Source organism: Paenarthrobacter aurescens (genome assembly GCF_041549525.1).
GTDB classification, from domain to species: Bacteria; Actinomycetota; Actinomycetes; order Actinomycetales; family Micrococcaceae; genus Arthrobacter; species Arthrobacter aurescens.
The window spans coordinates 1,673,204-1,686,564 of record NZ_CP157456.1; the positions used below are offsets into that span (position 1 = coordinate 1,673,204).

6 protein-coding genes and 3 rRNA genes are annotated in these 13,361 nt (G+C 59.6%); all 9 read left to right on the forward strand.

All coding sequences use genetic code 11. From position 1 onward, the window contains the following. Nucleotides 1–623 precede the first annotated feature (623 nt). Nucleotides 624–2,145, forward strand: a 16S ribosomal RNA gene (locus ABI796_RS07800). A gap of 547 nt (nt 2,146–2,692) precedes the next feature. Then, nucleotides 2,693–5,846 (forward strand): 23S ribosomal RNA (locus ABI796_RS07805). 146 nt (nt 5,847–5,992) lie between these two features. Then, nucleotides 5,993–6,109 (forward strand): 5S ribosomal RNA (rrf, locus tag ABI796_RS07810). Together the 16S, 23S and 5S rRNA genes form the textbook arrangement of a ribosomal RNA operon. Nucleotides 6,110–6,380: 271 nt before the next feature. After that, nucleotides 6,381–8,276, forward strand: a complete 1,896-nt coding sequence (locus tag ABI796_RS07815; protein WP_344762685.1) for a hypothetical protein — start codon at nt 6,381–6,383, stop codon at nt 8,274–8,276. After that, nucleotides 8,269–9,255 (forward strand): HAD-IIA family hydrolase, encoded by a 987-nt coding sequence (locus ABI796_RS07820; protein WP_141284686.1) that lies wholly within the window; start codon nt 8,269–8,271, stop codon nt 9,253–9,255. The genes ABI796_RS07815 and ABI796_RS07820 overlap by 8 nt, the downstream gene beginning before the upstream one ends. Nucleotides 9,256–9,264: 9 nt before the next feature. Further along, nucleotides 9,265–9,585 (forward strand): hypothetical protein, encoded by a 321-nt coding sequence (locus tag ABI796_RS07825; RefSeq protein ID WP_246095847.1) that lies wholly within the window; start codon nt 9,265–9,267, stop codon nt 9,583–9,585. 3 nt (nt 9,586–9,588) lie between these two features. Next, nucleotides 9,589–10,401, forward strand: coding sequence for a TlyA family RNA methyltransferase (locus ABI796_RS07830; RefSeq protein WP_141284688.1), 813 nt, complete (start codon nt 9,589–9,591; stop codon nt 10,399–10,401). A gap of 12 nt (nt 10,402–10,413) precedes the next feature. Beyond that, entirely contained in the window at nt 10,414–11,454 is a 1,041-nt protein-coding gene (locus ABI796_RS07835) for an NAD kinase (protein ID WP_141284690.1), read from the forward strand. 3 nt (nt 11,455–11,457) lie between these two features. Continuing rightward, complete coding sequence (gene recN, locus ABI796_RS07840; protein ID WP_141284692.1) at nt 11,458–13,197, forward strand: DNA repair protein RecN; 1,740 nt, start codon at nt 11,458–11,460, stop codon at nt 13,195–13,197. Nucleotides 13,198–13,361 lie beyond the last annotated feature (164 nt).

Below are 13,361 nucleotides of genomic sequence, written 5' to 3' on the forward strand. Positions count from 1 at the left end.
GGTTGTTAGGTCTTGATGTTCGACGGCGGTGGTTGGCTTTGGGTTCGGGGGCTGGTGGTGTTGGGGTTGGGTGGGGTTGTTGGTGGTGTGATGGGCTTCACGTGGGTTGGTTGTTGGGTGTTTGGCGGGTTTTGGGGTGTTGGTGGGGTTGTTTGCCGTGTGTTTGCGGGGGTTTTGGGTGGTGTTGGGGTGGATTTGGTGTGGGGGTTGGGCGCGTGTAAAGTTATTCGAGTCGCCGCCGCTGATGCGGAAAGATAGCGACCGACTCCCTTTCAAATTCGCCGGTTTCGGTGGTGCTTTTGTGCGCTGCTGGGTGGTGTGGGAGGCCCGGGTTCTGGTTTGCTTTGTGCGGCTGGTTCGGGTAAGTTTGAAAAGTTGCTCCGGAGCGATTCCGGGACCTGTGAGGGTTCTGGTTGGTGCCGGGTGTGTCTGTTGTTTGAGAACTCAATAGTGTGCCAAGTTTGTTGATGCCGATTGTTTTATTGATTGGTTGAAATTATGGCCGGATTGTCGCGCACCCCCGTGTGTGGTGGTCTGGTTTTCAGCTGGTTTCGAATTTTGTGCAGCCGTGTCTTGCCGTTATTTCCGGTGGGTGTGGTTGTGTCTGTTTGATTTGTTTTACTTCAACGGAGAGTTTGATCCTGGCTCAGGATGAACGCTGGCGGCGTGCTTAACACATGCAAGTCGAACGATGATCCCAGCTTGCTGGGGGATTAGTGGCGAACGGGTGAGTAACACGTGAGTAACCTGCCCTTGACTCTGGGATAAGCCTGGGAAACTGGGTCTAATACCGGATATGACCATCTGGCGCATGTCATGGTGGTGGAAAGCTTTTTGTGGTTTTGGATGGACTCGCGGCCTATCAGCTTGTTGGTGGGGTAATGGCCTACCAAGGCGACGACGGGTAGCCGGCCTGAGAGGGTGACCGGCCACACTGGGACTGAGACACGGCCCAGACTCCTACGGGAGGCAGCAGTGGGGAATATTGCACAATGGGCGCAAGCCTGATGCAGCGACGCCGCGTGAGGGATGACGGCCTTCGGGTTGTAAACCTCTTTCAGTAGGGAAGAAGCGAAAGTGACGGTACCTGCAGAAGAAGCGCCGGCTAACTACGTGCCAGCAGCCGCGGTAATACGTAGGGCGCAAGCGTTATCCGGAATTATTGGGCGTAAAGAGCTCGTAGGCGGTTTGTCGCGTCTGCTGTGAAAGACCGGGGCTCAACTCCGGTTCTGCAGTGGGTACGGGCAGACTAGAGTGCAGTAGGGGAGACTGGAATTCCTGGTGTAGCGGTGAAATGCGCAGATATCAGGAGGAACACCGATGGCGAAGGCAGGTCTCTGGGCTGTAACTGACGCTGAGGAGCGAAAGCATGGGGAGCGAACAGGATTAGATACCCTGGTAGTCCATGCCGTAAACGTTGGGCACTAGGTGTGGGGGACATTCCACGTTTTCCGCGCCGTAGCTAACGCATTAAGTGCCCCGCCTGGGGAGTACGGCCGCAAGGCTAAAACTCAAAGGAATTGACGGGGGCCCGCACAAGCGGCGGAGCATGCGGATTAATTCGATGCAACGCGAAGAACCTTACCAAGGCTTGACATGAACCGGAAAGACCTGGAAACAGGTGCCCCGCTTGCGGTCGGTTTACAGGTGGTGCATGGTTGTCGTCAGCTCGTGTCGTGAGATGTTGGGTTAAGTCCCGCAACGAGCGCAACCCTCGTTCTATGTTGCCAGCGCGTTATGGCGGGGACTCATAGGAGACTGCCGGGGTCAACTCGGAGGAAGGTGGGGACGACGTCAAATCATCATGCCCCTTATGTCTTGGGCTTCACGCATGCTACAATGGCCGGTACAAAGGGTTGCGATACTGTGAGGTGGAGCTAATCCCAAAAAGCCGGTCTCAGTTCGGATTGGGGTCTGCAACTCGACCCCATGAAGTCGGAGTCGCTAGTAATCGCAGATCAGCAACGCTGCGGTGAATACGTTCCCGGGCCTTGTACACACCGCCCGTCAAGTCACGAAAGTTGGTAACACCCGAAGCCGGTGGCCTAACCCTTGTGGGGGGAGCCGTCGAAGGTGGGACCGGCGATTGGGACTAAGTCGTAACAAGGTAGCCGTACCGGAAGGTGCGGCTGGATCACCTCCTTTCTAAGGAGCTGCTAACAACTGGTTGCTGTGCCTGTATGGGTGTGGTGGTGGTTGTCAGTGTTGCCCATTGCGCAGGCGTCTGTTCTGCGGTGGGTGCTCATGGGTGGAATATCAACAAATCAAAGTTTCTTTGGCATGGCCTTTCCTGGTTGTGTCCTGGTGTTAGTACGGCTTCCTGTGTTCCTGCTTTGGTGGGGGTGTGGGTTGTGTGGAACGCTGCCGGGGCGTGGTTTGTGGGGGTTGTGTTTGGCGCACTGTTGGGTCCTGAGGCAACAGGACCTTTTTGCAGCAATGCATGGGGGCACTTCTGGTGTTTCTTTTGTTCCTGCGGCCGGTTCCTCTGGTCACCGTTGAGCGGCTACTCCTTTTGTTGGGGTGGTTGTGGTGGTTGGGGGTGTGGTTGACGGGGTTGTTGTTTGAGAACTACATAGTGGACGCGAGCATCTGAAACACACGCCTTTTTGGTGTGTGTTTCTACAGCAATTTCTTATGAATGAACCTGGCCCTTGTGGTCATGGTTCTCTCGAGTAAGTTTTTGATCTTGTGTGGTCAAGTTTTTAAGGGCACACGGTGGATGCCTTGGCATTAGGAGCCGAAGAAGGACGTAGGAATCTGCGATAAGCCTGGGGGAGTTGATAACCGAGCGTTGATCCCAGGATGTCCGAATGGGGAAACCCCGCACAACGCTGTCATGGTGATTGTGTGACCCGCATCTGAACACATAGGGTGCGTGGGGGGAACGCGGGGAAGTGAAACATCTCAGTACCCGCAGGAAGAGAAAACAATAGTGATTCCGTTAGTAGTGGCGAGCGAACGCGGATCAGGCTAAACCGTTTCCATGTGTGATAGCCGGCGGGCGTTGCATGGGCGGGGTTGTGGGACTTTCCGTTCTGGTTCTGCCGGACCAGTGAGGTGAGGTGCAGGCATAGGTGAACGGTCTTGAAAGGCCGGCCAGAGAGGGTGTGAGCCCCGTAACCGTAATGTTGTGCACGGCCTGGGGAGTATCCCAAGTAGCACGGGGCCCGAGAAATCCCGTGCGAATCTGTCAGGACCACCTGATAAGCCTAAATACTTCCTAATGACCGATAGCGGACCAGTACCGTGAGGGAAAGGTGAAAAGTACCCCGGGAGGGGAGTGAAACAGTACCTGAAACCGTGTGCTTACAATCCGTCGGAGCAGTCGTGAGTAATCACAAGTAACTGTGACGGCGTGCCTTTTGAAGAATGAGCCTGCGAGTTAGTGTTACGTCGCGAGGTTAACCCGTGTGGGGTAGCCGTAGCGAAAGCGAGTCTGAATAGGGCGAGTGTAGTGGCGTGATCTAGACCCGAAGCGGAGTGATCTACCCATGGCCAGGTTGAAGCGACGGTAAGACGTCGTGGAGGACCGAACCCACTTCAGTTGAAAATGGAGGGGATGAGCTGTGGGTAGGGGTGAAAGGCCAATCAAACTCCGTGATAGCTGGTTCTCCCCGAAATGCATTTAGGTGCAGCGTTGCGTGTTTCTTGCCGGAGGTAGAGCTACTGGATGGCCGATGGGCCCTACAAGGTTACTGACGTCAGCCAAACTCCGAATGCCGGTAAGTCAGAGCGCAGCAGTGAGACTGTGGGGGATAAGCTTCATAGTCGAGAGGGAAACAGCCCAGACCACCAACTAAGGCCCCTAAGCGTGTGCTAAGTGGGAAAGGATGTGGAGTTGCGAAGACAACCAGGAGGTTGGCTTAGAAGCAGCCATCCTTGAAAGAGTGCGTAATAGCTCACTGGTCAAGTGATTCCGCGCCGACAATGTAGCGGGGCTCAAGTACACCGCCGAAGTTGTGGATTTCACATAATGCCCTAGCCTTCGTGGTTCAGGGGTGTGGAGTGGTAGGGGAGCGTCGTGTGGGCAGTGAAGTCGCGGTGGAAACCAGCGGTGGAGCCTACACGAGTGAGAATGCAGGCATGAGTAGCGAAAGACGGGTGAGAAACCCGTCCGCCGAATGATCAAGGGTTCCAGGGTCAAGCTAATCTGCCCTGGGTAAGTCGGGACCTAAGGCGAGGCCGACAGGCGTAGTCGATGGACAACGGGTTGATATTCCCGTACCGGCGAAAAACCGCCCATGCCAAGCGGGGGATACTAACCGCCCGGAGCCTGCCCGCCCACCCTTGTGGTGTGTGGGTTTTGGCCGAGCGCGGGACCTGATCCCGGGAGGTAAGCGTATTAACAGGTGTGACGCAGGAAGGTAGCCGGGCCGGGCGATGGTTGCCCCGGTCTAAGGATGTAGGGTCAGGGATAGGCAAATCCGTTCCTGTGTGCTTCGAGCACGATCCTGAGATCTGATGGGACCCCCGTTTGGGGGGATCCGGTGATCCTATGCTGCCAAGAAAAGCATCGACGCGAGGTTTTAGCCGCCCGTACCCCAAACCGACACAGGTGATCAGGTAGAGAATACCAAGGCGATCGAGAGAATTATGGTTAAGGAACTCGGCAAAATGCCCCCGTAACTTCGGGAGAAGGGGGGCCTGCCCCGTGATGGAGACTTGCTCTCCGTGAGCGGGTGTGGGCCGCAGAGACCAGGGGGAAGCGACTGTTTACTAAAAACACAGGTCCGTGCGAAGTCGCAAGACGATGTATACGGACTGACTCCTGCCCGGTGCTGGAAGGTTAAGAGGACCGGTTAGCCCTTACGGGCGAAGCTGAGAATTTAAGCCCCAGTAAACGGCGGTGGTAACTATAACCATCCTAAGGTAGCGAAATTCCTTGTCGGGTAAGTTCCGACCTGCACGAATGGAGTAACGACTTCCCCGCTGTCTCAACCATAAACTCGGCGAAATTGCAGTACGAGTAAAGATGCTCGTTACGCGCAGCAGGACGGAAAGACCCCGAGACCTTTACTATAGTTTGGTATTGGTGTTCGGAGTGGCTTGTGTAGGATAGGTGGGAGACGTTGAAACCCGGACGCCAGTTCGGGTGGAGTCATCGTTGAAATACCACTCTGGTCACTTTGGACATCTAACTTCGGCCCGTGATCCGGGTCAGGGACAGTGCCTGATGGGTAGTTTAACTGGGGCGGTTGCCTCCTAAAAAGTAACGGAGGCGCCCAAAGGTTCCCTCAGCCTGGTTGGCAATCAGGTGTCGAGTGTAAGTGCACAAGGGAGCTTGACTGTGAGAGAGACATCTCAAGCAGGGACGAAAGTCGGGACTAGTGATCCGGCGGTACATTGTGGAATGGCCGTCGCTCAACGGATAAAAGGTACCTCGGGGATAACAGGCTGATCTTGCCCAAGAGTCCATATCGACGGCATGGTTTGGCACCTCGATGTCGGCTCGTCGCATCCTGGGGCTGGAGTAGGTCCCAAGGGTTGGGCTGTTCGCCCATTAAAGCGGTACGCGAGCTGGGTTTAGAACGTCGTGAGACAGTTCGGTCCCTATCCGCTGCGCGCGCAGGAAATTTGAGAAGGGCTGTCCTTAGTACGAGAGGACCGGGACGGACGAACCTCTGGTGTGTCAGTTGTACTGCCAAGTGCATCGCTGATTAGCTACGTTCGGATGGGATAACCGCTGAAAGCATCTAAGCGGGAAGCTCGCTTCAAGATGAGATTTCCATACACATTATGTGTGAGAGGCCCCCAGCCAGACCACTGGGTTGATAGGCCGGATGTGGAAGCGAGGACTAAAGACTCGTGAAGCTGACCGGTACTAATAGGCCAACAACTTACACCACACAACACACTGCACGCGTCCACTATGTGGTTCCCGAACAACAACCAATGTTCCAGGAACCAACAACTGAATAACAACACCACAGTTGAAACAACACCACAGTTGTAACCCAAAGATTTCCCACCCCACGGGGTCGGGTAACAGAGTTACGGCGGTCATAGCGTGGGGGAAACGCCCGGTCCCATTCCGAACCCGGAAGCTAAGACCCACAGCGCCGATGGTACTGCACCCGGGAGGGTGTGGGAGAGTAGGACACCGCCGGACAACCATTACAGAAAGGCCCCGACCACCAGGTCGGGGCCCTTCTGCTTTAACCACCAAACACCACATAGTTTGGGATGCCGTGGACTTGTGAGACTTGCCACGGGTTGCACGAAAGCTGTCTCCGGCGTTCGGTGGGTGTGTCGGGGTCGAATAGAATTGAATGAGATATACGAGTCGGTGGCTGAGCGCTGCCGGCGGCGTGACAACGAAATAAGGGTTATGAGCGACTACGCACGCGCCAGTGGTCGGCTCGCAACAGGAGGAATCCACCATGGCTGAGCACAACGGCGGCAATCGCGGCGGCAATCGCGGAAACTTCGGCGGGAACCGGGACGACCGCGGTTCGTACCGCCCCAACAACAATTCCGGTGGAGACCCTCGTGGTTTCCGTTCCAGGGAGAACCGTGACGGTAGTGACCGTCCGGCACGCGACGGCGAGCGTCGCCCCTTCAACAATGATCGTAATGATCGTCCGGCACGCGATGGCGAGCGTCGCCCGTTCAACAATGACCGTGGTGACCGTAAGCCGTTCGGTGACCGTCCCGAGCGCGGACCGCGGAACTTCGATGGCCCCCGCCGCGAGAATGACGACCGTCGCTCTTTCGGCGGCGACCGCGACCGCAAGCCCTTTGGCGACCGGAACGATCGTCCGGCACGCGACGGCGAGCGTCGCCCGTTCAACAATGACCGTGGTGACCGTAAGCCGTTCGGTGACCGTCCCGAGCGCGGACCGCGGAACTTCGATGGCCCCCGCCGCGACAATGACGACCGTCGCTCCTTCGGCGGCGACCGCGACCGCAAGCCCTTTGGCGACCGGAACGATCGTCCGGCACGCGATGGCGAGCGTCGCCCGTTCAACAATGACCGTGGTGACCGTAAGCCGTTCGGTGACCGTCCCGAGCGCGGACCGCGGAACTTCGATGGCCCCCGCCGCGACAATGACGACCGTCGCTCCTTCGGCGGCGACCGCGACCGCAAGCCCTTTGGCGACCGGAACGATCGTCCGGCACGCGATGGCGAACGCCGTCCGTTCAACAACGACCGTGGTGACCGTAAGCCGTTCGGCGACCGCGACCGTAAGCCCTTCGGTGACCGTAAGCCGTTCGGCGACCGTCCCGAGCGCGGACCGCGGAACTTCGGGGGTGACCGTAGTGAGCGCGGTGGTTCCTGGGAAGAACGTCCGGCACGGGTTCCCAACGCCAAAGACATCCGCAGCGCCAACCGTCCTGACCGTGAGCGTTCCCCGGAAATTGATGAGGACGTAACGGGCAAAGAGCTGGACCGGGCAACTGGGCATCAGATCAAGACCCTCGAGGAACAGAGCGCAGGGTGGGTCGCCAAGCACCTGGTGATGGCTGGCCGTCTGATCGATATTGAGCCCGAGCTGGCTTTCCAGCACGCCCTTGCTGCCAGCCGCCGCGGTGGTCGCCTTTCGGCAGTTCGCGAAGCGGTTGGGCTGACGGCCTACGCGGCCGGCCACTATGGTGAGGCGTTGCGTGAGTTCCGTACCTACCGCCGCATCAGTGGTTCCAACGTACATCTGCCGGTGATGGCTGACTGTGAGCGTGGCCTCGGCCGCCCTGACCGCGCACTGGATATGGTCCGCTCTCCCGAAGCGCAGGATCTTGACGCGCCGGGCAAGGTTGAGCTCGCTATCGTGGCCTCTGGCGCACGTGCAGATCTTAATCAGCTCGATGCTGCGGTCAGCGAGCTTGAGATCCCGCAGTTGGACATCAACCGCGCCTTCTCCTACAGCCCCCGCCTCTTCCGCGCATACGCTGAAGCTTTGAGCGCGGTGGGTCGCACCGAGGAAGCAGACAAGTGGGCCCGCCAGGCCCTCGTTGCTGAGAACGCCTTGGGTGTCGGTGACTTTGCCGAGCCTGAGATTCTTGACCTGGGTTGGGACGAGCAGGAAGAAGCAGCTGCCCGTAAGCCGCGCTTCGAGAAGCCGGCGCCGGACGCCGACGTCGTGAAGTCTGAAACGGAAACGGTCATTGTTGAAGCGGCAGCCGCTGACGTCGAGCACGATGAGGTTGAGCTTGATGATGCCGAGTCGGATTACTTCGAGTCCGACGACGCAGAATCGGACATTGACTCTGCTGAAGATGACGTAGAGGCAAAAGACGAAGATACCGAGGACGAGGGCACCGATTCCCGGAATGGCTGATTCACTGATCTCATCTTTTGATGCTGTCCTGTCGGACCTGGATGGAGTGGTCTATGCAGGACCACACGCCATTCCCGGTGCTGTGGAGGCCTTGCAGCGTCTCGAAACCGTAGGCGTCGGCCTGGGTTACGTGACCAATAATGCCTCGCGCACGCCGGCCCAAGTGGCTGCGCACCTGCGTGAGCTCGGCGCTCCGGCGGAGGACCATCAGGTGGTCAGTTCCTCCCAGGCAGCAGGGGAGCTTCTGGCTTCCATGCTGCCTGCGGGGGCGCATGTGCTGATTACCGGCAGTCCGGCGTTGGCTCATGAGATCGAGTTGGTGGGACTCAAAGCGGTGCACAGTGCCGCGGAGTCGCCCGTGGCGGTAGTCCAAGGATTCAATCCGGAAATCGGCTGGAAGGATCTGGCCGAGGCATCGTACGTGGTGGCCGGGGGAGCCATGTGGTTCGCCACCAATACGGACATGTCCATCCCGCAGGCACGAGGGATCGCACCAGGGAATGGAACGCTGGTGGCGGCGGTGGCGGCTGCCACCGGTAAGACTCCGTTGGTGGCCGGCAAGCCCGAAGCGCCTCTCTTCCATGCAGCGGCCAAACGGCTTCAGTCGGAGCGTCCACTGGTTGTGGGGGACCGGTTGGACACGGACATCCTGGGTGGCAACCGCGCAGGCTTTGCGACTGCCGCTGTCCTTACCGGGGTGGACACCACCTTTTCCATCCTTGCGGCGCGGACCGACGAACGTCCTGATTTCCTGTTGGCGGACCTGGAGGGACTTTACGCACCGTATCCGGAGATCACCAACGACGACGGCGTGTACCGTTGCGGTGCCGCCGCGGCGGTTGCCGTGGACGGCATCGTCACGGTCACCGGCAGGGAAGGTGACCTTGACGCCTGGCGTGCTGCATGCGCTGCCTGGTGGGCAGAGGTTCCCGACACGGAGCTGGCACAGGCCCCGCAACTTGAATGGCGAAATCACTAGACTGGTGCGATGACCGAGCCCCAACATTCTGCGATCACTCCTCCTGAGTGGCCAGCACATCAAACGGAGCACCCTGAAACGGAGCAGCCTGAGCCGGATCATTCAGAGTCGGAACGCCCGGTTGTCCGGTGGCCTGAAGCGCCGAGCCTCACCGGGGATCCCTTGGTGGACAAGGCATTGGGCCTGCTGGATGGGGTTGCGGGTTCCCCTGTCCCTGACCATGGAGAGTTGTACGCCCGGGTTCACGATGGTCTGTTGGAAGCTTTGGACGCGGAACCCGGGCTTCCGGCAACCCCCAGGAGCACTGCCCGCCCGGAAGGCGATAGCTAACGCATGCCAAGACTTGATCAGGAACTCGTCACCCGCGGGTTGGCGAGGTCCCGTACCCATGCCGCCAAGCTCATCAGTGACGGCAAGGTCAGCTCGGATGGCCATGTCCTCGTCAAAGCGGCCCAACAAGTGGACGCCGGCACGGCGTTGGACGTTGAGTCGCATCTGGAGGACATTTACGTCAGCCGCGCCGGTCACAAGCTGGCCGGCGCGCTGAAGGCGTTCCCCGACGTCGTGGTTTCCGGAAAACGGTGCCTGGACGCGGGTGCTTCCACAGGCGGCTTTACCGATGTCCTGTTGCGGGCAGGTGCGGCTCATGTGGTGGCTGTGGACGTGGGGCACGGCCAGCTGGTGGCCAGCCTCCGGGATGACCCCAGAGTGGAGGTCTATGAGGGCCTCAACGTCCGGTACATGACGCCGGAGCAGATCGGCGGTCCGGCAAGGTTGACCGTTGCTGACCTGTCCTTCATTTCCTTGACCCTGGTGCTATGGCCGCTTGCCCAATGCACCGAGCCCGGTGGAGATATGGTGCTCATGGTCAAGCCTCAGTTCGAGGTTGGCAAGGAGCGCTTGAGCCGGACCGGGGTGGTCTCTTCAGAGAATGAACGACGCCGGGCGGTGGCCCAGGTTGCCCGGGCGGCAGTGGATGCCGGCCTTGAACTTCAGGACCTGGCGGCCAGTCCACTTCCTGGCCAGGACGGAAATGTTGAATACTTCCTGTGGATGAAGCGCAGGATGTCCGCGGTGTTGCCTAAGATCGAAGAGCGGGACGAGGACGTTGCTGCGTTGACCAAGAAACTCTGGCCGAACCACTAGAAAGCAGATCCGATGAGCAGGCGTGTACTTGTCCTTGCCCACACAGGGCGGGAGGAATCGCTCCGCGCGGCGTGGGATGCCTGTACGCAACTGCATGCTTCCGGTTTGGTTCCCGTGCTGCAGAAATCCGAACTCGCCGATGTTGAGCGTTTTTTTGGTGCCCTTGATACGCCCATTGAGATCCTCAATGATCACGTGAACCTCGAAGACGTGGAGCTGGTGATGGTCCTGGGTGGCGATGGCACCATCCTCCGGGCTGCCGAGCTGGTCCGTGAGGTGGACGTCCCGTTGCTGGGTGTCAACCTCGGGCATGTGGGTTTCCTCGCCGAAAGTGAACGCGCGGACTTGGCCCAGACTGTTGAGTGGATTGCCAGCCGCCAGTACACGGTGGAAGAACGCATGACCATAGATGTTCAGGTATGGGTTAAGGGCCAGAAGATCTGGCACACGTGGGCGTTGAACGAGGCTGCCATTGAAAAGGCCAACCGGGAACGCATGTTGGAGGTTGTCACCGAAGTTGATGAACGTCCGTTGACCTCGTTCGGCTGCGATGGCGTTGTCCTTGCAACCCCCACAGGTTCCACGGCCTATGCCTTTTCTTCCGGCGGGCCTGTTGTCTGGCCGGAGGTTGAAGCTTTGGTCATTGTTCCCATCAGTGCACATGCACTTTTTGCCAAGCCCCTGGTGGTGTCTCCGCGTTCGAAGCTTGCTGTTGAGATCATGAACCGGACCGATGCCTTTGGGGTTCTCTGGTGCGATGGCCGACGCTCCGTGGACCTGCCGCCTGGAGCACGCGTTGAAGTGACGCGCTCTGCTACCCCGGTGCGGCTGGCCCGTACCCACAGGACTCCCTTCTCGGCCCGCCTGGTCCGTAAATTCCAGCTCCCCATTCACGGCTGGCGCGGCCCTGCTCCTCGGAGCGGTGAAGTCCACACCGGCCCCATCCCTGTTATCCGGACCCTGTCACCGGCTCCTTTGCCCAGTCCCCGGGACTCCGAAATGCCCCAGGACCAGGGGCCCGGTGAGTCATCAGATCCCACGAATGCGAAGTGAACCATGCTCGAAGAACTCCGAATCCGTGACCTGGGCGTCATCACCGACGCCGCCCTGCCACTGGGCCCAGGCCTGAGCGTTGTTACCGGCGAGACCGGTGCGGGCAAGACCATGGTGGTGACCGCCGTCGGACTTCTCCTTGGTGCCCGCTCGGACGCAGGTGCTGTTCGCAGCGGTGCCAAATCGGCGTCGGCGGAAGCTGTGCTGAAGCTTGATCCCGCGCACAGCGCGGTTGAGCGCGCCAAGGAGGCGGGAGGCGAGGCCGAAGAGTTCGACGGCGTTGCTGAGCTCCTGCTGGCCCGCACCGTTGGTGCCGATGGGCGCAGCCGGGCTTACGTTGGCGGGCGTGCGGCGCCTGTGGGCGTATTGGCCGAGTTGGGCGAAAGCCTGGTGGTGGTCCATGGGCAGTCGGACCAGATCCGGCTCAAGAGTGCCACTGCGCAGCGCCATGCTTTGGACAGGTTCGCAGGGTCGCCGCTGGCCAAGACTCTGGGGGAGTACCAGGAGCTGTTCAACCACTGGAAGTCCATCCAGTCCGAACTTGAAACGCTGCGCAGCGAAGCCCGTGAGCGTTTGCGGGAGGCTGAGTCCCTGGACGCTGCCCTCAAGGAAATTGATGAGGTGGATCCGCAGCCGGGGGAGGACGAGACCCTCAAAGCTGAGGCAGTGAAGCTTGCCAACGTCGAGGAACTGCGTTTGGCGGCAGCTGCCGCCCACGAGTCGCTTATTGCCGAAGAATTCGGAGATGCCGGCGACGCCACCACCATGGTGGACGCGGCCAAACGGACGCTGGAGCATGTGGCGGAGCACGACGACGAACTTCGTCAGGCAGCAACCCGGCTGGCGGAAGTGGGGTTCCTGCTCAATGACATTGCCGCTGAGTTGTCCAGTTATCAGGCGGCGCTGGATACGGAAGGGCCGGAACGGCTCTCGGAAATCGAAGAGCGCCGGGCAGTCCTGGCCAAACTGATCCGCAAGTATGCCCCGAGTATTGATGAAGTCCTTGAGTGGGCCGCTACGGCCAGGGCCCGATTGGATGAGTTGCAGGACGACTCAAGCCGCATTGAATCCTTGGATGCCGAGGTTGCCTCTGCAGAGGCAACCCTTGGCAAGCTGGCGGCCGCAATCACCAAAGCCCGCCTCAAAGCAGCCAAGGATTTGTCCGCCCGGGTCAGCGCCGAGCTGAAGGCACTGGCAATGGCCGATGCCACCTTGGTCATCGAGGTGGATGGCAGCGGCGCCTTGGGCCCCTGGGGCACCGATGAGATCGCTTTCCTCCTCCAACCCCACTCCGGTGCTCCGGCGCGGCCCCTGGGCAAGGGAGCCTCCGGCGGTGAATTGTCCAGGGTCATGTTGGCGATCGAAGTTGTGCTCGCAGCGGTGGATCCGGTCCCGACTTTTGTTTTCGATGAGGTGGACGCCGGGGTAGGTGGCCGTGCTGCCGTGGAGATCGGCCGCAGGCTGGCCATGCTCGCCCGGCACGTCCAGGTCCTGGTAGTGACGCATTTGCCACAGGTGGCTGCTTTCGCCGATCAACATATCCGCGTGACCAAAACTTCGGTGCGGGGCTCAGACGGGAAGACCACCACCGGCTTCACTTCCAGCGACGTGCAGTTGCTCAGCGAGGAGGAGCGGGTCAAAGAGCTTGCGCGCATGCTGGCCGGTCAAGAGGATTCCGAAAGTGCACAGGCCCACGCCCAGGAATTGCTCGATGACGCCAAGCTGCTGCCGCAGCGCGCCTGAGGCAACGGAAAACGGGCAACGGATAACGGGGCACGGGTGACGGGCGGGTGAATGCGAGCACCATCACATAGGGCACTAAATCCCGCCCGGGTCTTGCTTGGAATGCGGCGGTGAGCAACTATTGACCATTTGGGGAATCCGAACGGACGCTTGGAAGGCGTAAT

What these genes read in the sequence shown, in the direction of transcription:
- ABI796_RS07815 (WP_344762685.1), top strand. Translation starts at nt 6,381, where the DNA reads ATGGCTGAGCACAACGGCGGCAATCGCGGCGGCAATCGCGGAAACTTC.
- ABI796_RS07820 (WP_141284686.1), top strand. Translation starts at nt 8,269, where the DNA reads ATGGCTGATTCACTGATCTCATCTTTTGATGCTGTCCTGTCGGACCTG.
- ABI796_RS07825 (WP_246095847.1), top strand. Translation starts at nt 9,265, where the DNA reads ATGACCGAGCCCCAACATTCTGCGATCACTCCTCCTGAGTGGCCAGCA.
- ABI796_RS07830 (WP_141284688.1), top strand. Translation starts at nt 9,589, where the DNA reads ATGCCAAGACTTGATCAGGAACTCGTCACCCGCGGGTTGGCGAGGTCC.
- ABI796_RS07835 (WP_141284690.1), top strand. Translation starts at nt 10,414, where the DNA reads ATGAGCAGGCGTGTACTTGTCCTTGCCCACACAGGGCGGGAGGAATCG.
- recN (WP_141284692.1), top strand. Translation starts at nt 11,458, where the DNA reads ATGCTCGAAGAACTCCGAATCCGTGACCTGGGCGTCATCACCGACGCC.